The following is a 20,856-nucleotide window of genomic DNA, read 5'->3' on the forward strand; positions in this document are numbered from 1 at the left end:
GAAACACGACACGGCAACGGCGGCCAGCGCCGTTGCCGCCCCAGGGGACTACAGCGCGCCCACTTCCTTGTAGTAGCGTTCGGCGCCAGGGTGCAGGGCTATCGGCAGGTTCTTCGCGGCGTTCTTCAGGGAAATGTCCTTCGCCGCCGAATGGGACGTGCCCAGGCGATTGAGGTTGTCAAAGAGCAGCTTGGTCATCTGATAGGCCACTTCGTCCGGCACATCCTCGTGGGTCACCAGGATATTGGTGATAGCGACGGTGGGCACGGCGTCGGTTTGGCCGTCGTAGGTGTTGGCCGGGATTTGTGCGCTCAGGTAGGCCAGATTACCGATTTTTTCCACGACATCGGTGGGAATCGACACATAGCTCAACGCCATGGTCGACGCCAAGTCCCGAATCGCGGCCATGCCCAGGCCGGAAGACTGCAGCGTGGCATCCAACTGGCGGTTCTTGATCAGGTCCACCGATTCGGCGAACGGTAGGTATTGCACCTTCATATCGCTGTAGGTCAGGCCCGCTGCCTTGAAAATTGCCCGGGCATTGAGCTCGGTGCCGGATTTCGCCGCGCCGACCGAGACGGTCTTGCCCTTGAGATCGGCCAGGGTCTTGATGCCCGATTCCTGGCTGGCGACGATTTGTATGTAGTTGGGGTAGGCGCCCGCGATGGCCCGCAGCTTGGTCAAGGGCGCCTTGAAGCCGGCGTCTTCCACGCCATTCTTGGCGTCCGCCACCGAGTCGCCCAAGGCAAACGCCAACTCCCCGCGTCCGGCTTGCAGCAGGTTCAGGTTCTCCACCGAAGCCTTGGTGGCCTGGACCGACGCCTTGGAGTCCTTGATGCCGCTGCTATAGATCTGGGAAAGCCCGACGCCAATCGGGTAATACACGCCGCTGGTGCCTCCGGTCAGGATATTGATGTACACCGGGGCGGCATGAGCGGTGGTAGTGATCATCAAGGCTGCGGTGGCGGCCAGGAGGGTGAAGCGCTTGTTGATTTGCATGGAGACTCTCCGTCTTGTTATGGCTTTTGCAGAGTCTTTCCACTGTAGTCGAAACGGGCCTGATGGCGAGTCGACAAGTCCGATGTGCCTGATCAGGCCATGCCGGAGCCTGGCGCTGCGCTGCTGCCGCGCACGGTCAGCTCGAACGGCAACAGCACGTGCCGCTGTGGGATGGGCGTTTGCTCGATCAGGGCGATGAGCATCTCTACGGCTTTGTGACCAAAGGTTTCAGCCGGCTGGGAAATGGTGGTCAGCGGCGGATCGCAATACGCGGCGAACGGGATGTCATCGAAGCCCACCAGGGAAATGTCCTCGGGCACCCGCAGGCCCATTTGCTTGATGCGCTTGAGCGCGCCGATGGCCATCTCATCGTTTTCGCAGAACAGCGCGCTGGGGCGCTCGGCCAATGCGAGCATGGTTCCGGCACCGTCGTATCCGGCCTTGAGGGTGAAGTCGCCGTGGCAGATCAGCTCAGGGTCGATGGCGATGCCGGCGTTGCGCAGGGCATCTTGGTAACCGGCCACGCGGTCGAGGGTCAACGGGCTGCTGCGGGGGCCTTTGATAATGCCGATGCGGCGGTGGCCGAGCCCGATCAAGTGATCGGTCATGGCCTGGGCGGCGCTGCGGTTGTCGAGGCTGATGGTCGGGTAGGGCGCGTCCTTGACCACTTCGCAGGCATTGACCAATGGCAACGCGTCGGTGCCGGGAGGGAGTGATATGAACGGGTCGCATGCCCGCAGTTGGATCACCCCGTCAGCCTGGTGGGCGTAGACCAGCGCGGCGAATTCCTGCTCGATGGCTTCCCGGCCCTGAGTGTCGCACAGCAGCAATCGATAGCCGGCCGCTTGCGCCGCCTGTTGGGCGCCGCTGATGACCCGGGCGAAAAAGGTATTGGCGATTGCCGGGACCAAGATCACCAGGTTGCCGGTGCGCCGGGAGCGAAATTGCACCGCCATCAGGTTCGGCCGATAACCGGCCTGCGCCACCGCCGCGTTGACCTTGTCCCGGGTCTCGGGCAGCACACGCTCGGGGGATTTCAGTGTCCTGGACACCGTGGCCACCGAAACACCGGCCAGCCGGGCCACCTCACGGATATTTGACAAGATCACCTCGATTCGGCGCCTGCAGAGGCAGGCATGGCCGCGAGCTTACCGCAGGTTCGACGCCTGACAAACGCTCTCGGTGTCGCTTGGGGTTTGACACGCGGCAAAACCAAGCCTAGATTTCTCGCCATGATGTAACCGGTTACATCTACAGTCCGGACAGAAGAGAGTCACGATGAATCCTGTAGCACCGAAAATAAGAATGGGCTTCGTCGGCGGCGGAGCGGGGGCGTTCATTGGCCAGGCCCATCGCCAGGCTGCGGGCCTGGACGGCGGTTTTGAACTGGTGTGCGGCGCGTTCAGCCGCGACCCCGACAATAACCGTGAGACCGGCGGAGCCCTCGGGCTGACCGCGTCCCGGTGTTATCACGACTGGCAGCACATGCTTGACGCCGAAGCCGTGCTGCCGCTGGATCAGCGCATGGAACTGCTGGTGATCGTCACGCCCAATCACCTGCACGCGCCCATTGCCCGCCAAGCGTTGAGAGCCGGTTTCCACGTGTTCAGCGAAAAACCCGCAGCGCTGAACCTCAAGCAATTGTTGGCGCTCAAGGAGGACTTGCAAGGCAGCCGCTGCCTCTACGGTCTTGCCCACACCTACTTGGGTTATCCCATGGTCTGGCAGGCGCGAGAGATGGTGCGCTCGGGCGTGATCGGCCAAGTGCGCAAAGTGTTTGTCGAGTATCCCCAGGGCTGGCTCAGCCAGGATCTCGCCGCCCGAGGCAACAAACAGGCGCAGTGGCGCGACGATCCCGGACAATCCGGGCTGGGCGGTTGCATCGGCGACATTGGCACCCATGCGTTTTCCCTGGCGGAGTTCGTCGCGGATCAGCGCGTCCAACAGCTTTGCGCCACGTTGGGCACGCATCTCCCGGGTCGGCAATTGGACGATGACGCCGCCATGTTGCTCAAGATGGAGGGCGGCGCCAGCGGCGTGTTGATCGCCAGCCAAGTCTGCGCCGGTGAAGAAAACCCGTTGAAGATCCGCGTGTATGGCGACAAAGGCGCCTTGGAATGGCGCCAGGAAGAGCCGGCGAGCCTGATCCATCGCGCCTTCGATCAGCCCTTGCGCATCCTGCGTAGCGGCATCGGCCAACCTTGGCTGTGCGAGGCGGCGAGCCGGCGCATGCGTTTGCCCGCCGGGCACCCCGAGGGCTACCTGGAAGCCATGGCCAACCTTTATGGCGATTTCGCCCGGGCCATTCGTGGTCGAGTCGAAGGCCCTGACGTGCCTGGTGTTTGCGGCATCGAAACCGGCTTGCGTGGCATGGCGTTTATCGAAGCCGCCATCCTCAACCACCATGGCGATGCCAAGTGGACCGCGGTGAAAACTGGAGGATCGCTGTTGTGAACAGGCCTGACGAAACACCCGGCGGCCTGCGCGGCCCGGCTATTTTCCTGGCGCAGTTCATGGCCGATGAAGCGCCGTTCGACACCTTGGCCAACATCGCCCAATGGGCCGCCTCCCAAGGCTACAAAGCCATTCAACTACCGACCCTGGGCAGCCGCTACATCGACTTGGCCCGAGCTGCCGAGAGCCAGGAGTATTGTGACGAACTCAAGGCCACCTGCGCCCAGGCCGGCGTGCAGATCAGTGAGCTCTCGACGCACTTGCAAGGGCAACTGGTGGCGGTGCACCCGGCGTTCGACGCGCTGTTCGACGACTTCGCCCCGGCCCACCTGCGCGGCCAACCCCAGGCGCGCACCGAGTGGGCCATCGAGCAGCTGAAACTGGCCGCCCGCGCCAGCCAGCGCCTGGGCCTCACGGCGCACGCGACGTTTTCCGGAGCATTATTGTGGCCCTATATGTACCCGTGGCCGCAGCGACCGGCGGGCCTGGTCGAACAAGGGTTTGCCGAACTGGCCCGGCGCTGGCTGCCGATCCTCGACTGCTTCGACGCGGCCGGCGTGGACCTGTGCTACGAAATCCACCCCGGTGAAGACTTGCATGACGGCGCCTCGTTCGAGCGTTTCCTCGAGGCCGTCAATCACCATCCGCGAGCAGCGATCCTCTACGACCCCAGCCACCTGTTGCTGCAACAGATGGATTATCTGGGCTTCATCGACCGCTACCACGAACGCATCCGCATGTTCCACGTCAAGGACGCCGAGTTCCGCCCCGACGCCCGCTCCGGGGTCTACGGTGGTTATCAGGGCTGGGTGGATCGTCCTGGCCGGTTCCGCTCACTGGGCGATGGCCAGATCGATTTCAAATCGATCTTCAGCAAGTTGACCCAGTACGACTTCAACGGCTGGGCGGTCCTGGAATGGGAGTGCTGCCTGAAGGATTCGCAACAGGGCGCGGCCCAAGGCGCGGCGTTCATCCAGCGGCACATGATCAGCAAGACCCGCAAGGCGTTCGATGATTTTGCCGGTGTCTCGGCGGATGAAGATTCCAATCGGCGGTTGTTGGGGTTGCCCCAACGCCAATGACATAACCCCTGTGGCGAGGGAGCTTGCTCCCGCTGGGCTGCGAAGCGGACCCAAATAGGCTGGCGCGGTTTTCCAGAAACACCGCGCCAGCAGGTTTTACGACTGCTGCGCAGCCGAGCGGGAGCAAGCTCCCTCGCCACAAAAGCAGGCCACATAAGCAGAACAAGGCTTTGTTTCAACAAGAACAACAATAAAACGGTGACGGTCATGACCACGATGAATGCACGCCTGAGCGTGATGATGTTCCTGCAGTTCTTTATCTGGGGCGGCTGGTTCGTCACCCTGGGGACTTTCCTGTCCAACACCCTGGGCGCCAGCGGCGGGCAGATCGGCATGGCTTTCGCCACCCAATCCTGGGGCGCGATCATTGCGCCGTTCGTGATCGGCCTGATCGCCGACCGCTACTTCAATGCCGAGCGCATCCTGGCGGTGCTGCACCTGATCGGCGCGGTATTGCTGTATCAGCTCTATTCGGCGGCGGATTTCAGCGCGTTCTACCCCTTTGTGCTGGCGTACATGGTGGTCTACATGCCGACGCTGGCCCTGGTCAATTCGGTGGCGTTCCGGCAGATGCGCGACCCGGCGCTGGAGTTCTCGCGCATTCGGGTCTGGGGCACGCTCGGTTGGATCGTCGCCGGCGTGGTGATCAGTTTCGTATTCGCCTGGGATTCACGCGAAGCGATTGTCGCGGGCGGCCTGCGCAATACCTTCCTGATGGCGGCCATCGCTTCGCTGGTCCTCGGGCTCTACAGCTTCACGCTGCCCGGCACGGCGCCGCTCAAGGAACAAGCGAGCGCCGGCGGCGTCAAGCAATCGCTGGGGCTCGATGCATTGGGGCTGCTCAAGGACCGCAGCTACCTGGTGTTCTTCATCGCGTCGATCCTGATTTGCATTCCCTTGGCGTTCTACTACCAGAATGCCAACCCGTTCCTCGCCGAAACCGGCATGACCAACCCGACGGCGAAGATGGCCATCGGGCAGGTGTCCGAGGTGTTATTCATGTTGCTGCTGCCGCTGTTCATCCAGCGCTTCGGCATCAAGTTGGCGCTGTTGGTGGGCATGTTGGCCTGGGCGCTGCGCTACGTGCTGTTTGCCTATGGCAACAATGGCGACCTGGCCTTCATGCTGTTCACCGGCATCGCGCTGCACGGCATCTGCTACGACTTCTTTTTTGTCACGGGACAGATCTACACCGACGCCAAGGCGCCAAAACACCTGCGCAGCTCAGCCCAGGGGTTGATTACCCTGGCGACCTATGGCGTAGGAATGTTGATCGGTTTCTGGGTGGCGGGGCAGGTGACCGATCACTTTGTAATAGAGGGCGGCCACGATTGGAACAGCATCTGGCTGTTCCCGGCCGGTTTTGCGCTGGTGGTGCTCGTGTGTTTCCTGCTGACCTTTAGCGGTCGGCAGGCAGTGGTTGCGCCGTCCAAGGCTTGAGCGTGGGAAGAACGCCAGTCACTTGTGGCTGGCGCTCAGTTTGGTGTAGGTCACTTTCCCGCCTTCACTGGTACTGCCCTTGTTATCCAAGGTGTAGACGCCGGCCTTGAAGTAGAAATCGTAGCCTTGCCAGGACTTGTCCAGCTTCACCTGTTTGCCGCTCTTGCCGATCAGCATCGTGAGCTGGCCTTGCTTGTCCATTTGCAGGGTGTACGAGAAGGATTTGTTCAACGGCACCTTGGGCACGGTGAAGATCACAGGACTTTTCTTGTCCTTGGGCTTGACCCGGTATTCCACATCAATGTTGCCGATGCCTTTTTCGTAGCGGTAAACCAGTTTCAATAACGGCGTCGGGGCATTCTTGGCGTGAATCTGCGCCACCACCACACGGCCCTCCGAAGGCACCTGGTTTACCGACAACTCCCCCTTGAGGGTGTTGGTGCCGCTGTTGTAGCGCCAATTGCGGTGTTTTCCGTCTTTGCTGGTTTCCCGCAGTTCGGACCGCGGGTAATCGCTGTTACCGGTATGGGAGCCGGTGACAGGCGCCCAGAAGATGATCCTCTGGCCGTTATTGTCGAAATACTTGTTTTTCAAGGTGGGCATGGCTTTGGTCGCCACGACCTGCGCCGGCGTTTGCACCGGCAGGGTAACGCTCCAGACAGTCACGTCAATCATGATGAAACCCTCCAACGGGACCGGCCGTATCTGGCGGTCGTCAAGACAATAAATTGCCTTCCGTGGCACAGTTTTCATGCTATCGACGGGAGTCTGCTTCGCTGGAGGCCCAACTGACGGATGGCTCTGCGGTGAGCCTTTCAGGCCCGTAACTTGGGGCGATGACGTTGTGTCTTTTTATTGCTGATCGGTTTAGAGTACGCGCCGCCCGAGAGACGGATCCCGGGCGTTTTCCCATGGAGCATCAAATGAATCAATTCAGCAAAGTTGTTGCCTGCGCATTGTTCGGCCTGGCCCTGGCGGGCTGCACCGGCACCCCGATGAAAACCAAGCAGTACGACAGCAGCCAATACACCGTGGTCGGCCACAGTGAAGCCAAGGCCACCGGCCTGCTGCTGTTTGGCGTGATCCCGATCCGCCAGAACAACCGCTTCGTGCGCGCCCAGGATGCGGCGATCAAGGCCAAGGGCGGCGACGCCATGATCAACACTCAGGTCCAGGAAAACTGGTTCTGGGCCTGGGTCCTGACCGGCTACACCACCTCGGTGTCGGGTGATGTGGTCAAGCTGAAGAACGTTCAGTAAGCCCGATCAGGTAAGTACGCTTACCCGTGGCGAGGGAGCAAGCTCCCTCGCCATAAAAGCTTGTTCAAGCCGTTACTTTCCTCCCACCACCATATGACTGAACGGCTCGACATACGCCTGCAACGTCACCAAGCCGCCCACCAGAATCGCCAGCACCACCGAGTGGAAAAACACGTAGCGCAGGATTTCCCCTTCGTGGCCGTACCAGCGCGTTGCGGTAGAGGCGACCACGATCGACTGGGCGTCGACCATCTTGCCCATGACCCCGCCTGAACTGTTCGCAGCGGCCATCAACACCGGGCTGATGCCCAACTGCTCCGCCGTCACCCTTTGCAAACCGCCGAACAGCACGTTGGACGCCGTGTCCGAACCAGTCAGCGCCACGCCGAGCCAGCCCAGCAGGGTGCCAAACATCGGGTAGAAAATCCCCGTCGCGGCGAAGGCCAGGCCCATGGTGGCGTCCAGGCCCGAATAGCGCGTGAGGAACCCCAACGCCAGCATCGCCACGATGGTGATCAACGAATAACGCACCACCCACAGCGTTCGCAGGTAGTGGCGCGCCAGTTGCGGGATGGAATAGCCCATCAGCAAACCGCCGAGAATCGCCGCCAGGAAGATGCCACTGCCGGTGGCGGTGAACCAGTTGAATTTGTAGACCGCTTCCTCGGTTTTAGGCTGGGGCACCACGGGCGGGACCTTTTCGATCTGCTGGTGGATGGTGCCGAACGTCACTAGCGGCGAGAAGATCGGATTCGCCTCGCGCATCGGCTTGCCCTGGGGATCGAGCCGGGCCGATTGGGTCTGGGGATCGATGGCCGGGCGCGTATCGAACAGGTTCTTGAAGCCTTGGGTGCCCCAGGCAAATACGAACACCGTAAGAATGATCCATGGCATCCACGCGCGCAGCACGGCGGGACGGGCGTCGCTGCCGAAAGCGCCGGTGGCGACCGGTTGCTGTTGCTCGCTCGCGTCGATCCTGGAGTCATCATGCCGACCGGTCAACGCCGCCGAGGTGTGGATCGTGGCCGGTTTCCAGACCTTGAGAAACCCGGTCAGGCACGCCATGGAAATCAACGCGGCGATCACATCCACCAACATCGGCCCGTGGTAGTTCGACACCAGGAATTGCGGGATGGCGAAGCTGACGCCGGCCACCAGGATTGCCGGCCAGACCTCCAGCATCTTGAGCCAGCCAGCAAACGCCCAGATCAGCCAGAACGGCACAATGACCGAGAAGAAGGGCAATTGCCGGCCGACCATCATCGACAGCTCCATCTCATCCAGCCCGGTCACCTTGGCCAGCGTGATGATTGGCGTGCCCAGGGCGCCGAACGCCACCGGCGCGGTGTTGGCGATCAACGCCAGACCGGACGCGGCGAGGGGCGAAAAACCCAGCCCGATCAGGATCGCCCCGGTCACCGCCACCGGCGTGCCGAAGCCCGCCGCGCCCTCGAAGAACGCGCCGAAACAAAAGGCGATCAGCAGCAACTGCAGACGCCGGTCGTCGGTGATGCGCGCCAGGGAATCCTGCAAGACCTTGAACGAGCCGTTCTCGGTGGTCAGCCGGTGCAGGAAGATGATGTTGAGCACGATCCAACCGATGGGTAGCAGCCCGTTGGCCGCGCCATACAACGCCGCGGAACCGGCCATGTCCGCGGGCATGCCGAAAGCGAAGATCGCAATGAGTAACGCCGAAGCCAGGGCATACAATGCCGCTAGGTGCGCCTTGATATGAAAGAACGCCAAGGACGCCAGCATCACCACCACCGGGACCGCCGCCAGGAGCGTCGACAACACCGCATTACCGAAGGGATCGTAGACTTGTTGCCAGACCATGTTCCACCTCTGCTTTTTATTGTTGGAAGTGCAGGCCCCGGGGGGATTGGCAGAGAAGTATAGGCGGGGATTCGATGAGGGATTGCCTGCCAACCCCCCTGTGGCGAGGGAGCTTGCTCCCGCTGGGTGGCGAAGCCGCCCCAAAAGTTTCTGCCTTGGCAAAAAACTTGGGCCTGCTGCGCAGTCCAGGGGGAGCAAGCTCCCTCGCCACAGGGGGCTGTGCAACGGCGGCTAGCGGGCTTCGACGTTATCCAGCGCGCGATTGGCGAGCATTGCGCTCAGTTCGATCAGCTGCTGGATGCCCAGGGCAATGTGTCGTCGCGAGCCGTCCAGGTCGAAGGCCAGGTCGGTGACCATGGCATTGGCCGAGGCGAGGGTTTCGCTGAGGTTGGCGGTAACGGCGCAAGAAGACGTAGCCTGATGCAGAAGGATCCTACAACTGAATAAACACAGCCCCATTGGGCTGGAGTTCGGATCAACAAAACACCGATGTTGAACCGGGAGCCAGCCTTAACAAAGCTCCCTCGCCACGAGAGTGGTTCGCAAGACCAGAAGTATTGTGCGCTCAGCCCTTCGCCGCCATCGCTGTCACTTCCACCTTCATGCCTTCCACCGCCAGCGCCGCCACGCCCACCGCGGCGCGCACTGGCCAAGGCTTGGCGAAGAAGCGTTTGTACACCTCGTTGAACGCCGCGCGATTGGCCATGTCGGTGAGGTAGATGGTCAAGTGCAACACGCGGTCCATGGAGCTGCCGGCGCGTTCGAGGGCGGTCTTGAGCGCTTGCAACGTGCACTCGCTCTGCAGGGTGATGTCGCCCAGCTCCAGGCTGCCGTCGGCGCGGGTCGGGATCTGGGTAGAAACCAGCAGGCCGCCGAAACCGGCGACGTCGGAGGAGATCGAGTCTGCGTCCGGGTCTGGGGTGAACGTGATGTCGTGGTTCGCCATGAAAGTCTCTAGCTCGAAAAAGAAAAGGGGCCAGTCGCTGCAAAAGCGACTGGCCTGCCAGTTTAGCGTCGATCCCCGCGCCGCTAGCGATTTCCTTCACTTCATCGGGCAACCGTCAGCGCCGGCCCTGAACCATCCGCTTGGCGGTCAGCACGTGTTCCAGTTGCGGTTCAGTGACCGCTACATGCGCGGCCATGTGCCGCGCCTGTTCCCAATCCAGGTCGGGGCGCAACCATTCGAGTGCATTCTCGCCCGTGAAGGCCAGCAGCCGCTGTTGTTGATTGGCAGTGTCGCCGTAGGTCACCAAGGCCAGTCCGTCACAGCCGTTCGGCCTTTCGCTGGCCTGGGCCAGGGCCGCGAGAAAAATTGGCGACGATTGTCTTGAGGTCGTATAGCTCAGGCGCTTGGCCTGGTGTTGCGCGGCCGTGTCCGACGCTTCGTACCAGCCGTCCACCGCCACCAGCACGCGACCGTCGTGCTTGATCCGGTCAAACACTTTGGAGCGCATCACCAGGTGCAGGGGCAGGTGGGTCAGCGGCGGCATCGTGCCCATCGACCAGACCGGCGACCACCCCCAGCGAACCTTGATGCACTCCAACCGCCCGCCACGGTTGCGGATGGCGCTGACCTGCATGTTCGGCTTGATCACGGTTTGTCGGTCATGAAGCGTGGGTTCCGCCGCGGCGTGAAGACAGTCAGCCGACAGGCTTGGGGGGTGGCTGGCGCCGAACGTATCCCGCTGGGCAAAAAACGCCAGGGAATCCTTGGAAGAAACTGGTTGAACGAAACATTCACACATCACGAAAACTCCAGGCAGACATAGGCAACACCCCGCCGTGACAGCCGCTGGTCCGAGCCATGATCGGTTGGCTGCGGCGGTGTTATGTACCTCCGAGCCGGGGCGTCAAAGCTTGGTTCGAAAATCCTGATCCTGACCGGATGAGCGGAAAATCAAACGGCATTTCATCCATTTATCCGACCGCTCATCGTCTCGGTGCAGAGCCGCGCATTTTCCAAGGGTCGTTCGTTTTGCTACCCGATGCCGCGTATCGGCGGCGTATCGCGTGGCCTCTGATGAAGGAGATCGACCCATGACCCATATCGATAATCTGCTGGATAACAAAGGGACTCCCCTCGATAAGCAGACCTTTACCTGGCGCGACCTGGCCGGCAAACCCATCAGCAAGCTGGACGACGATGCGTTCACGCGGGTGCGGGTGATCCTGATGAACGGCGTTGAATCCGACGCGCTTCGGCTCAAGCATTTTGGCGGGCGTTTTCACAAGGAACTGCAATCGCCCTTGGCTCAGGTCAGGCGTGCCGAGCAGCATCAAATGACCGCCATCAACTGGTTGCTGTCGGCGGACCATTCGCCTCTTGAAACCACCGTGGCGTATGAGCAGGTTGCGATCGAGGTGACTGCCGCCGTTGCCCAGAACGAACCGGATCCTTACCAGGCGCAAACCTATCGCTTTGGCCTGCTGGAGGATTTTGACCACCTCTACCGCTACGCCGCGATGCTCGATCGGCTGGAAGGCAAGGATGCCAACAACATCCTGCAAGGCTACACGGACATCGTGCCCGGCCGGCCGACCAGCGAGCATCACCGCGCCCCCGGCGACGACTTGCGCGACAACTACAAGAAAGAAAACGCCGCGCTGATCACCAAGATTCACGCCGCATTGATTACCGGGGCGGAATACCAGACTCACGATTACTACATGAACATCGGTCCGTTGTTCGCCGATCCGGTGGCGCGCGCGTTGTACGCCGAAATTGCCTCGGTGGAGGAGCAGCATGTTACCCAATACGGCTCGCTGCAGGACCCCAGCGAAAGCTTCATGGAGAAGTGGCTGGTGCATGAGGCGATGGAGGTCTACACCTACGCCAGCTGCGCCGAGCAGGAGGAAAATCCCCGGATCAAGGCAATGTGGGAACGCTTCGTCGACTACGAACTGGGCCATTTGAACCTTGCCTGCGAGCTGTTCAAGAAGTACGAACGACGCGACCCTGCTGAAGTGCTCGGCGGCCAGTTGCCCCGCATGATCGAGTTCAAGAGCCAGCGTGATTTCGTGCGCGAGACCCTGTCGCGCGAAGTGGATTTGCGTGCCCACGGCATCGACTACGTGCCCAAGGAGCGCGAAGGTCATGCCTCGCTCGACTATCGTGCCCAACTCAACAGCGAAGGCGTGCCCGCCAACGTCGCCTCCGCCGGCTACACCTTCAAGCCCGGCACTGAACTCAACCCAGTGGGAGAAGAACAATGAGCGAACGTCAAGTGACCATCGGCATGAATCGTACCGGCGCGCAGATGTCCCCCGAAGACACGGCTCGCCAACTGGAAGCCACCCGACTGTTCCCGGCGGACGTGCCCGGCGATATGAGCGACTACACCGCCGAACGCGAGCGCGCCATTCGCGAGGCCGACCTGATCGGCTCGGTGCCGGCCCCCGGCTCGGTCAAAGGCATGGTCAAGACCGCGCTGGACAAAACCATCGGCAAGGCGCCGGAAGTGTTGCTGGATAAACTGGGCGAGCGCCTGGCCTTCGAGCGCACCGGCGTGCGCTTGTATGAAGCGATGGTCGCCAAGGCGACGTCCGCGCCGGGAGCCGATCCGACGTTGGTGGAGACCTTGCGACAGATCCAGGCCGAGGAGCTCGAACACATGAACATCGTGCGCGAAGCCATCGAAACCCTCGGCGGCGACCCAACAGCCATGACGCCCTGCGCGGACGTGGCGGGCGTCAAGGCCATGGGTGTCCTGCAGGTATTGACCGACCCACGCACGACAGTGTCGCAATCGATGAGCGCGATCCTGACCATCGAACTGGAAGACAACGCTGCCTGGGAATTGCTGATCGAGCTGGCGAAGAAGGGCGGTCATCCGCTGATTGCCAAGCGCTTCGGCCACGCCTTGGCACAAGAAGAAACGCACCTGGCGACGGTGCGCAACTTCATCAAGCAAGACCTGCTCTCGCAAGTGAGCTGATCCTGCTTTACGCCTGGTTCCACCCTGCCACTGCGGGGTGGGCCTTGCTCACTTTTAAAGGACAACCGCCCGTGAGTGAAACTGATCTTGAGATGGAATTGAAAGCCTGGCGATTGTTGCTTGAGGACGATGCGTATCGCCTGGACTTTCCTGAGGATTATTACAACACGTTGATTCGGCGTGCTGATGAATTGGTGCTTCACGAATTTATCAGCCTGGAGGATTGGCAGTTGCTCAAGGACGCCGCGGACCAGGCTTATCGGCTGACGGTTGAGATGCTTTCGCGCAACCAGCGCGATTGTTTGAATGTGGGGGGGATGCGGTTGCCTCGGGGGTGAATTTCTTTGCCGATTTTCGCTGCTGGTTTTGGTGTGTATATCCGGTTTTTTGGTAGCGGCTGATTATGGTTTCGCTCTTACAGCGACTCACTTTTGTGAAGCGCAAAAGTAAGCAAAACGCTTTTGCCCCACCACTCGGTGCCTCGCCTGGGCTCGGCATGCCCTCACTCCGGCATTGCTCCGTGGGCCCGCCGCGAAGGGCCATCCATGGCCCAGCGCGGCTATCCCGGCATCCATGCCGGGATGCCCACTGCGCAATGCCTGCGTTCGGCCATCGTGGTTAATGGGGCGCCCCAGATCAAAATCAACAACGAGGCGGCCTGACAGCCGACCTGGTTCTTGCGGTCGTAGCCCAATCAAAATTGTGGGAGGTTGCTAGCGAAGGCAGTTTCACAGTTGATGAAGATGTTGTCTGTGCCTGCCTCATCGCGAGCAAGCTACCACAGGAGGAACGCGGCCCTACCAAAAATTAGGTCGGCTATCAGGCCGCCTCGTGGTGGACGTTGATTTCGGCGCCCCGTTAACCACGACGGCCGAACGGAGGCATTGCGCAGTGGGCATCCCGGCATGGATGCCGGGATAGCCGCGCTGGACCATGGATGGCCCTTCGCGGCGGGCCCACGGAGCAATGCCGGAGTGAGGGCACACCGAGCCCAGGCGAGGTGCCAAGTGGTGGGGCAGGGGCGCTTTGGTTACTTTCGCGCCTTTCGAAAGTGACTCGCCGTAAGGGCGAAACCATAAGCAGCCATCACCAAAAAAACGGATATGCCCCCAATCCAAACCCACCCGTGCGTCCTAAACCAAATCAACTCACCCTTGCTCAATACTCCGCATAACCACCTCCCGCGGCTCGATCCGAGGGAAATTCAAGCACTGCCAGCGCCACGCATCTTCCAGCATCCGCTCAAGCCCATGACGCGCCGTCCAACCCAATTGCCCGGCCGCTTTCCCCGGATCCGCCCAGCAACGAGCAATATCACCAGGTCGCCGCGGTTCGAAAGCCAGCGGCACCGTCACCCCAGTGACCCGCTCGAAAGCACTGACCACCTCCAACACCGAATAACCGCGCCCGGTGCCCAGGTTCCAGATATGCACCCCAGTCTGCTCGCGCAAGAACTCCATGGCCCGCAAATGCCCGTCGGCCAAGTCCATCACATGGACATAGTCCCGGATCCCGGTGCCGTCCGGCGTCGGATAGTCGGAGCCAAAAATCCGCAGCACATCGCGCTCGCGATTGGCTACCTGCAACAGGTAGGGCAAGAGGTTGTTAGGGGTTTGCGTGGGCGTCTCTCCCAACTGACCGGAAAAGTGCGCGCCGATGGGATTGAAGTAGCGCAGCAGCCCCACGGACCAGCGCGCATCGGACGCCGCCATGCTTCTCATGACGTGCTCGGCCATCAGTTTCGACTGGCCGTACGGATTGGTCGGCTGCCCGGTCGGGCAGGTTTCGGCGATGGGCATCTGGGCGCAATCGCCGTAGACCGTCGCCGATGAACTGAACACCAGGTTGAACACGCCGGCTTCGGCCATGGCCTGGCACAGCGTGACGCTGCCGCTGACGTTCGTGTCGAAATACCTCAGCGGCTCGCGCACACTTTCACCCACGGCCTTGAGCCCGGCGCAGTGGACGACGGCCTCGATGGGGTACTCCCTGAATACCCTGTCCAGCGCGCGACGGCTTCTCACGTCGGCCTGGACAAAAAACGGTTCACGGCCCGTCACGTCCGCAATGCGCTGCACTGTTGCCCGGGAGCTGTTGCACAGGTTGTCGAGGATCACCACCTCGTCACCCCGGTTCATCAACTCGACCGCCACGTGAGCACCTATATAACCCGCACCACCTGTCACCAAAATCATCACTCGATCCCCCTCGGTTATCCCTGTCCTGGTGTCTGTTGGGCAAGACACTCGGCGTTGTCCGGCGGTCTCTCTCGGCAGTGGTGCGCGTTTGAGACATCAGCCTGTTCTGTTGAGTGTGGTGGCGAGTGCCAGGAGTTCAGAGCAGTTGACTGATCGGTGTGTGCACTTTGTCGGCTGGCTTCAACAAGATTTGGAACGGCATCGAAATCGCGTTTCTCCAACGTCCACAAGGCAGCGCGTGAGGGATGTGTTCAGGCCTTGTCTGGCAGGCAGGTCAGTGCCAGGTCCCGCCAGGAATTGTGCTCGATCCAGCATCGGTCTCTAGGAAAGGAAAGTCATATGAATCAACAAGAACAGCTTCTTCCCCAACACGGCGCCGCTGCCGCCACGGGCTTGCGACCTACGCTTCTGTGCCTGTCGCACTTGCGCTGGGGCTTTGTCTACCAGCGTCCCCAACACGTGATGTCGCGATTGGCCAAGGACTACGACGTGCTGTTTTTCGAGGAACCGATATTCGAGGGCCGGCAGTCAGCGCACCTGGAAACCTACGCGGTGGCTGAGGGTGTGACGGTGCTGGTGCCCAGGCTTCCCGAAGGGCTGGGTGAAACCCAGGTGATAGACGCGCAGCGTGAGTTGCTCGATGCCTGGCTGGCCGAGCACTGGCCGAATGAATTGATGCTCTGGTACCTCACGCCGATGAGCCAGGCCTTCACCGATCACCTGGAGCCTAACGTAGTGATCTTCGATTGCATGGACGAGCTCTCGGCATTCAAGTTCGCGCCGCCCGCGTTGGTGGAAATGGAACGCCGGTTAATGGCCAGGGCCGATGTGGTGTTCACCGGCGGCTACAGCTTGTGGGAGGCCAAGCGGCAACATCACGACAACGTCCACGCCATGCCCAGCAGCGTCGATGTGGTGCACTTCGGCGCAGCCCGGCAGCCGATTCCCGACCCGGCGGACCAGGCCGATATCGGCCATCCGCGGCTGGGTTTCTTCGGCGTCATCGATGAGCGTTTCGATATCGAGCTGGTGGGCGAGCTGGCGGCGCTGCGACCGGATTGGAACATCGTATTGATCGGGCCTGTCGTGAAGATCGATCCGCAGACGTTACCGCGCCTGTCGAATATCCATTACCTGGGCGCCAAGCAATATGACGAGCTACCGGCCTATCTGGCGGGTTGGGACGTGGCGCTGATGCCGTTCGCCCTGAATGAATCCACCCGGTTCATCAGCCCCACCAAGACGCCCGAATACCTGGCGGGTGGTTGCCCTGTGGTGTCTACGCCGATTCGCGATGTGGTCAACGGCTACGGCGAAAGCGGCGTCGTGGCCATTGCCGATACACCCCAGGCCTTCATCGAGGCCATCCAGGCCGCGCTGGACCTGCGGACCCAGCCAGGGATGATCGCGCAATACGCCGACAAGGCCTTGGACGGCATGTCTTGGGACAAGACCTGCGCCCAGATGAAGGAGCAGATCGAATGCCAACGATAACCCTCGGTACATTCCAAGACAGCGCGCCGTATGACTACCTGATCGTCGGTGCCGGTTTCGCTGGCAGCGTGTTGGCCGAGCGGCTGGCCGAAGGGTTGGGCAAGCGCGTCCTGCTGGTGGATCGTCGCGATCACATCGGTGGTAACGCCTATGATCATCTGGACGAGGCGGGCGTGTTGGTCCACCGCTACGGCCCCCACATCTTCCACACCAATGCCCAGCGCATCGTCGATTATCTGTCGCGCTTCACCGAATGGCGACCGTACGAGCATCGGGTCCTGGCCCAGGTCGATGAGCATCGCGTGCCGATTCCCATCAACCTGACGACGCTCAACACGCTGTTCGGGCTGTCCATGGATGAAGAGGAAGCCGAAGCGTTCCTGGCGCAACGGGCAGAAGCTGTGGACTCGATCCGCACCTCGGAAGACGTGGTCATCAACCAGATCGGGCGCGAACTCTACGAGAAGTTCTTTCGCGGCTACACCCGCAAGCAATGGGGCCTGGACCCTTCGCAACTGGACAAGTCGGTGACCTCGCGAGTGCCGACACGCACCAACACGGACGATCGGTATTTCAACGACCAGTTCCAGATGATGCCCTTGCACGGCTACACCCGGATGTTCGAGCGCATGCTCGACCATCCGAACATCGACGTGCTGTTGTCCACCGATTTCAGGATCGTGCGCGAACGCATCCCTCATCGTGAGCTGGTGTATTGCGGGCCTATCGACGAGTACTTCGATCATTGCTTTGGCCGACTGCCGTACCGCTCGTTGCGTTTCCAGCATGAAACCATCGATCAAGAGCAGTTCCAGCCGGTGGCGGTGGTCAATTACCCGGACGAGGCGGTGCCCTACACGCGCATCACCGAATACAAGCACCTCACCGGCCAGCAACACCCGCGCACCAGCGTGACCTACGAGTTTCCCTGTGCCGAGGGCGACCCGTATTACCCAGTGCCACGAGCGGAGAACGCCGAGCTGTACAAACGCTACAAGGCGTTGGCTGACGAAACGCCGGGAGTGACTTTTCTCGGTCGGCTGGGCACCTACAAGTACTACAACATGGACCAGGTGGTCGGCCAGGCGCTCGCGTTGTATCAGCGCATCGCCGAACAGGAAGGTGTCGAGGTGAAGGCCCACGAAGTCGAGCCAGGTTGATACCTGGCTTCACCCGCGCAGAGGGAGGCAGCAGCGTGCAGGAAAGAATCTTCAACAGTTTCGTGATGGCCGGCTATGAATGCTCGACCCAACGGCGTGCCGATGGGCGTCGGTTGGACATGCTCGCCGCGACCCGCCACGACCGATGGACAGAACAGGATTATCGCCAGCTCGCCGACCTCGGCATTCGTTGCGCCAGAGACGGCCTGCGTTGGCATTTGATCGAGCAGCAGCCGGGCCGATACGACTGGAGCAGCTTCTTGCCGATGCTGCGCGCGGCCCGACGTTGTGATGTGCAAGTGGTCTGGGACTTGTGTCATTACGGCTATCCCGACGACCTGGATATCTGGCGTCCTGCCTTCGTCGAGCGGTTTGCCCGGTTCGCCGGCGCTGTGGCGCGACTGATGCGCGACGAAGGAATCGAGATCCCGTTCTATTCGCCGATCAATGAAATCTCGTTCTGGAGTTGGGCCGGCGGGGATGTCGCCTATTTCAATCCAGGTGCGCAAGGTCGGGGCACGGAACTCAAGCACCAGCTGGTGCGGGCGAGTATCGCGGCCATCGAGGCGATTCGCGAGGTGACTCCCGGGGCGCGGTTTGTCCAGTGCGATCCGCTGATCAACGTGCTTTCCTCATCGCGCAGAGCCGAAGATGTCGAGGCCGCCGAGGCGTATCGCCAATCCCAGTTCGAGGCCTGGGATCTGCTCACCGGTCGAAGTTGGCCGGGGCTGGGCGGACGAGAAGAGTACCTGGATATCCTCGGTGTGAATTTCTACCCCCATAATCAGTGGTTCCTCCACGGTGATCGGATCGAGCAGGGAAGCGCGGATTATCGCCCGTTGGTGGGCATGCTCAGTGAAGTCCACCAACGTTATCGCAGGCCCTTGTTGCTCTCGGAAACCGGGGCCGAAGACACTGCCCGCGTGCCCTGGCTGCACGCCATCGGTGAGCAACTGGCGCTGGCCATCGGGCGCGGTATGCCGATAGAGGGCGTGTGCTGGTACCCGTTTCTCGACTACCCGGGCTGGGACGATGATCGCTACTGTCCCACCGGTGTGTTTGGCTATGCCGACAGCGAGGGCAGCCGCGCGTCTATTCATCCGTTACACAGGGCGATGAAAGAGCTGCAGGCGCGTTTTGCCTCAGCCAAGGCGACTGCGCAGCTGCAATGAACGGGGAGCGGCAATGAAATGAACAGTCAGCCCTCGCAAGGATTGCCGTTGCCCAATACCGCGATTGCCTTCTTGTGGCGGTACGTCACCCTCAGGCCGTGGCATTTCGCGACGTTGTTCCTATTGATCGTCGGCGCTGCGAGTTGCGCCGTGGCGGTGCAGTTCGGCATGAAGTTGCTAGTCGACGCCATGGCCCAGGGCAGGGGGGCCGCCGCTCACGTGTGGCTGCCGTTCACGGTGTTCATTGCGCTGATCGTGGTGGAAAACCTGTTCTGGCGGTCGGGTGGCTACCTGGGTTGCCGCACCGTGGTCGCCAGTTGCGCGGACCTGCGGATCGACCTGTTCAATCATCTGACGGGCCACCCGATGCGCTATTTTTCCGAGCATTTTGCCGGGGCACTGGCGAACCGGATTTCCTCGGCGGGGGCGGCGGCCGGGTCGATCTATGGTGGCCTCGCCTGGAAAATCATTCCGCCTTGCGTTGATTTCATCGGCGCCGTGGTGGTGCTGTTTACCGTGCGATTTTCGATGGGCATCGCCTTGATTGGCGCCGTGGTCGCCGTGGCCTCGCTGATCACCGTGATGGGCTTGCGTGGGCGCAGCCGGCATATCGATTTCGCTTCGCAGTCGGCGCGGGTCGGTGGTGAACTGGTCGATCAGGTGTCCAATGTCTGGACGATCAAGGCGTTCTCTGCCCGCCACCGCGAACGGCGCCGACTGGAGCAGGCGATTGGCGTCGAGGCCAAGGCCCAGCGCCGTAGCTGGATCTACCTGGAAAAAGCCCGGGTCCTGCATGACATCTGCTTGTCGATCATGGCCGGCGGCATGCTCGGTTGGTCGATTCTGTTGTGGCAGGACGGGCAGATCACGCCGGGCGATGTGGTGATGGTCAGCGCCTTGTCGTTTCGCATCTTGCACGGCTCACGGGACTTGGCGTTGGCGCTGGTGGACACCTCGCAGCAGATGGGCGTCATCGCCGAAACCCTGCGCATCATCGTCCAACCTCACGCCCTCAGCGACACCCCGGCGGAGCTGGCGCCTGGGCGCGGCAACATCCAGTTTATCGACGTCAGCTACAGCTATACCGACGGCCGTGGCGCAATCAAATACCTGTCCCTCGACATTCCGGCCGGCCAGAAAGTCGGGATCGTCGGTCCTTCGGGGGCGGGCAAGTCGACGCTGATCAATCTGGTCCAACGCTTGGACGATGTGCGTAGCGGGGTGATCCTGATCGATGGGCGGGACGTGCGCTCGGTCAGCCAGGACAGCCTGCGCGGCCAGATCGCAGTAGTGCCGCAGGAGCCGGCGTTGTTCAATCGGACCATTTACGAAAACATCGCCTACGGCCAGCCCGATGCCACCGAGGCGCAGGTGATCAACGCAGCCCGCCATGCCTATTGCGAAGAATTCATCCGCAGCCTGCCGCAAGGGTTCAACACCTTGGTGGGCGAACGTGGCGTGATGCTCTCGGGCGGCCAGCGCCAACGCCTCGGGTTGGCGCGGGCCTTCCTCAAGGACGCGCCGATCCTGATTCTTGACGAAGCCACCTCGGCGCTGGATTCGGAATCCGAAGCCAAGGTGCAAATGGCCCTGGACGACCTGATGCGCGGTCGCACCGTGCTGGCGGTGGCGCACCGGCTGTCGACGGTCGCGCGGTTCGACCGGATCCTGGTCCTTCAGGCCGGAAGAATTGTCGAAGACGGTTCGCCCGATGAACTGCGCCAGCGCGAAGGACCGTTCCAGACGCTGTGGCAGGCCCAGGGAATGGAGTTGAGCAAGCGCTAGTTGCTTGTGAGGGATCGCGCAGAAACGTGCCTGCGCCCCGAC

Annotated in this window: 19 protein-coding genes and 1 pseudogene; 12 read left to right on the top strand and 8 right to left on the bottom strand. The window is 61.5% G+C overall.

Annotated elements, in window-relative coordinates; all coding sequences use genetic code 11:
* Nucleotides 1-48: 48 nt before the first annotated feature.
* Both J3P95_RS10470 and J3P95_RS10475 read right to left on the bottom strand, forming a co-directional pair.
* Nucleotides 49-999: a TAXI family TRAP transporter solute-binding subunit gene (locus tag J3P95_RS10470; protein WP_434626532.1), complete on the bottom strand. Its 951-nt coding sequence runs from the start codon at nt 997-999 to the stop codon at nt 49-51.
* A gap of 92 nt (nt 1,000-1,091) precedes the next feature.
* Nucleotides 1,092-2,102: a LacI family DNA-binding transcriptional regulator gene (locus J3P95_RS10475; protein WP_434562723.1), complete on the bottom strand. Its 1,011-nt coding sequence runs from the start codon at nt 2,100-2,102 to the stop codon at nt 1,092-1,094.
* A 175-nt stretch (nt 2,103-2,277) separates the two neighbouring features.
* On the opposite strand from J3P95_RS10475, the gene J3P95_RS10480 reads away from it, so the two are divergent.
* The 3 genes from J3P95_RS10480 (at nt 2,278) to J3P95_RS10490 (ending at nt 5,975) form a co-directional block, all read left to right on the top strand.
* Nucleotides 2,278-3,453 carry a Gfo/Idh/MocA family protein gene (locus tag J3P95_RS10480; protein WP_434562725.1) on the top strand — a complete coding sequence of 392 codons (1,176 nt, stop codon included), beginning with the start codon at nt 2,278-2,280 and terminating at the stop codon, nt 3,451-3,453.
* Nucleotides 3,454-3,512: 59 nt separating this feature from the next.
* On the top strand, nt 3,513-4,535 hold the full coding sequence (locus J3P95_RS10485; RefSeq protein WP_434581238.1) for a sugar phosphate isomerase/epimerase family protein: 1,023 nt from the start codon (nt 3,513-3,515) through the stop codon (nt 4,533-4,535).
* Nucleotides 4,536-4,742: 207 nt separating this feature from the next.
* Nucleotides 4,743-5,975, top strand: coding sequence for a nucleoside permease (locus J3P95_RS10490; RefSeq protein ID WP_434562727.1), 1,233 nt, complete (start codon nt 4,743-4,745; stop codon nt 5,973-5,975).
* Nucleotides 5,976-5,993: 18 nt separating this feature from the next.
* Here J3P95_RS10490 and J3P95_RS10495 read toward each other — a convergent pair whose 3' ends face one another.
* On the bottom strand, nt 5,994-6,650 hold the full coding sequence (locus tag J3P95_RS10495) for a polysaccharide lyase family 7 protein (RefSeq protein WP_434577417.1): 657 nt from the start codon (nt 6,648-6,650) through the stop codon (nt 5,994-5,996).
* Nucleotides 6,651-6,898: 248 nt separating this feature from the next.
* Here J3P95_RS10495 and J3P95_RS10500 point away from each other — a divergent pair, with 248 nt between their 5' ends.
* Entirely contained in the window at nt 6,899-7,234 is a 336-nt protein-coding gene (locus J3P95_RS10500; protein ID WP_434562731.1) for a hypothetical protein, read from the top strand.
* A 72-nt stretch (nt 7,235-7,306) separates the two neighbouring features.
* Here the strand turns inward: J3P95_RS10500 and J3P95_RS10505 are convergent, their stop codons facing one another.
* From J3P95_RS10505 to J3P95_RS10520, 4 genes and pseudogenes are all read right to left on the bottom strand, one after another.
* Nucleotides 7,307-9,070, bottom strand: a complete 1,764-nt coding sequence (locus J3P95_RS10505) for an L-lactate permease (RefSeq protein ID WP_434577415.1) — start codon at nt 9,068-9,070, stop codon at nt 7,307-7,309.
* Nucleotides 9,071-9,301: 231 nt separating this feature from the next.
* Nucleotides 9,302-9,463 (bottom strand): annotated as a pseudogene (locus tag J3P95_RS10510) (DUF6124 family protein); the annotation flags it as partial.
* Between the two features lie 172 nt (nt 9,464-9,635).
* Nucleotides 9,636-10,016 carry a RidA family protein gene (locus J3P95_RS10515; RefSeq protein ID WP_434562735.1) on the bottom strand — a complete coding sequence of 127 codons (381 nt, stop codon included), beginning with the start codon at nt 10,014-10,016 and terminating at the stop codon, nt 9,636-9,638.
* Nucleotides 10,017-10,131: 115 nt separating this feature from the next.
* Nucleotides 10,132-10,815 carry an SOS response-associated peptidase family protein gene (locus tag J3P95_RS10520; protein ID WP_434562737.1) on the bottom strand — a complete coding sequence of 228 codons (684 nt, stop codon included), beginning with the start codon at nt 10,813-10,815 and terminating at the stop codon, nt 10,132-10,134.
* Between the two features lie 292 nt (nt 10,816-11,107).
* On the opposite strand from J3P95_RS10520, the gene J3P95_RS10525 reads away from it, so the two are divergent.
* The 4 genes from J3P95_RS10525 (at nt 11,108) to J3P95_RS10540 (ending at nt 13,667) form a co-directional block, all read left to right on the top strand.
* Entirely contained in the window at nt 11,108-12,283 is a 1,176-nt protein-coding gene (locus tag J3P95_RS10525) for a hypothetical protein (protein ID WP_434626534.1), read from the top strand.
* Nucleotides 12,280-13,005 (top strand): ferritin-like domain-containing protein, encoded by a 726-nt coding sequence (locus tag J3P95_RS10530; RefSeq protein WP_434577412.1) that lies wholly within the window; start codon nt 12,280-12,282, stop codon nt 13,003-13,005. The genes J3P95_RS10525 and J3P95_RS10530 overlap by 4 nt, the downstream gene beginning before the upstream one ends.
* 71 nt (nt 13,006-13,076) lie before the next feature.
* Nucleotides 13,077-13,343, top strand: a complete 267-nt coding sequence (locus J3P95_RS10535) for a hypothetical protein (protein WP_434562743.1) — start codon at nt 13,077-13,079, stop codon at nt 13,341-13,343.
* 123 nt (nt 13,344-13,466) lie between these two features.
* Nucleotides 13,467-13,667: a nucleoid-structuring protein H-NS gene (locus J3P95_RS10540; RefSeq protein WP_434563987.1), complete on the top strand. Its 201-nt coding sequence runs from the start codon at nt 13,467-13,469 to the stop codon at nt 13,665-13,667.
* Nucleotides 13,668-14,153: 486 nt separating this feature from the next.
* Here J3P95_RS10540 and galE read toward each other — a convergent pair whose 3' ends face one another.
* Entirely contained in the window at nt 14,154-15,200 is a 1,047-nt protein-coding gene (gene galE / locus J3P95_RS10545; RefSeq protein ID WP_434577409.1) for a UDP-glucose 4-epimerase GalE, read from the bottom strand.
* 342 nt (nt 15,201-15,542) lie between these two features.
* Between galE and J3P95_RS10550 the strand changes: the two genes are divergently transcribed.
* The 4 genes from J3P95_RS10550 to J3P95_RS10565 all read left to right on the top strand — a co-directional run bounded on the left by J3P95_RS10550 (nt 15,543) and on the right by J3P95_RS10565 (nt 20,814).
* On the top strand, nt 15,543-16,697 hold the full coding sequence (locus J3P95_RS10550; RefSeq protein ID WP_434577407.1) for a glycosyltransferase family 1 protein: 1,155 nt from the start codon (nt 15,543-15,545) through the stop codon (nt 16,695-16,697).
* Nucleotides 16,685-17,857 (top strand): UDP-galactopyranose mutase, encoded by a 1,173-nt coding sequence (gene glf, locus J3P95_RS10555; protein ID WP_434562749.1) that lies wholly within the window; start codon nt 16,685-16,687, stop codon nt 17,855-17,857. The genes J3P95_RS10550 and glf overlap by 13 nt, the downstream gene beginning before the upstream one ends.
* A 65-nt stretch (nt 17,858-17,922) precedes the next feature.
* Entirely contained in the window at nt 17,923-19,029 is a 1,107-nt protein-coding gene (locus J3P95_RS10560) for a beta-glucosidase (RefSeq protein WP_434581236.1), read from the top strand.
* Between the two features lie 18 nt (nt 19,030-19,047).
* On the top strand, nt 19,048-20,814 hold the full coding sequence (locus J3P95_RS10565; protein WP_434577405.1) for an ABC transporter ATP-binding protein: 1,767 nt from the start codon (nt 19,048-19,050) through the stop codon (nt 20,812-20,814).
* Nucleotides 20,815-20,856: the final 42 nt, after the last annotated feature.

This window comes from Pseudomonas sp. Z5-35 (assembly GCF_051131945.1).
Lineage (GTDB): Bacteria > Pseudomonadota > Gammaproteobacteria > Pseudomonadales > Pseudomonadaceae > Aquipseudomonas > Aquipseudomonas marvdashtae.

Excerpts from the sequence above, each read along its gene's own strand:
- J3P95_RS10525 (WP_434626534.1), top strand. The coding sequence starts at position 11,108 with ATGACCCATATCGATAATCTGCTGGATAACAAAGGGACTCCCCTCGAT.
- J3P95_RS10530 (WP_434577412.1), top strand. The coding sequence starts at position 12,280 with ATGAGCGAACGTCAAGTGACCATCGGCATGAATCGTACCGGCGCGCAG.
- J3P95_RS10490 (WP_434562727.1), top strand. The coding sequence starts at position 4,743 with ATGACCACGATGAATGCACGCCTGAGCGTGATGATGTTCCTGCAGTTC.
- J3P95_RS10485 (WP_434581238.1), top strand. The coding sequence starts at position 3,513 with ATGGCCGATGAAGCGCCGTTCGACACCTTGGCCAACATCGCCCAATGG.
- J3P95_RS10495 (WP_434577417.1), bottom strand. The coding sequence starts at position 6,650 with ATGATTGACGTGACTGTCTGGAGCGTTACCCTGCCGGTGCAAACGCCG.
- J3P95_RS10560 (WP_434581236.1), top strand. The coding sequence starts at position 17,923 with ATGGCCGGCTATGAATGCTCGACCCAACGGCGTGCCGATGGGCGTCGG.
- J3P95_RS10505 (WP_434577415.1), bottom strand. The coding sequence starts at position 9,070 with ATGGTCTGGCAACAAGTCTACGATCCCTTCGGTAATGCGGTGTTGTCG.
- J3P95_RS10520 (WP_434562737.1), bottom strand. The coding sequence starts at position 10,815 with ATGTGTGAATGTTTCGTTCAACCAGTTTCTTCCAAGGATTCCCTGGCG.
- J3P95_RS10550 (WP_434577407.1), top strand. The coding sequence starts at position 15,543 with ATGAATCAACAAGAACAGCTTCTTCCCCAACACGGCGCCGCTGCCGCC.
- J3P95_RS10500 (WP_434562731.1), top strand. The coding sequence starts at position 6,899 with ATGAATCAATTCAGCAAAGTTGTTGCCTGCGCATTGTTCGGCCTGGCC.
- J3P95_RS10470 (WP_434626532.1), bottom strand. The coding sequence starts at position 999 with ATGCAAATCAACAAGCGCTTCACCCTCCTGGCCGCCACCGCAGCCTTG.
- galE (WP_434577409.1), bottom strand. The coding sequence starts at position 15,200 with ATGATTTTGGTGACAGGTGGTGCGGGTTATATAGGTGCTCACGTGGCG.
- J3P95_RS10480 (WP_434562725.1), top strand. The coding sequence starts at position 2,278 with ATGAATCCTGTAGCACCGAAAATAAGAATGGGCTTCGTCGGCGGCGGA.
- J3P95_RS10565 (WP_434577405.1), top strand. The coding sequence starts at position 19,048 with ATGAACAGTCAGCCCTCGCAAGGATTGCCGTTGCCCAATACCGCGATT.
- J3P95_RS10515 (WP_434562735.1), bottom strand. The coding sequence starts at position 10,016 with ATGGCGAACCACGACATCACGTTCACCCCAGACCCGGACGCAGACTCG.
- glf (WP_434562749.1), top strand. The coding sequence starts at position 16,685 with ATGCCAACGATAACCCTCGGTACATTCCAAGACAGCGCGCCGTATGAC.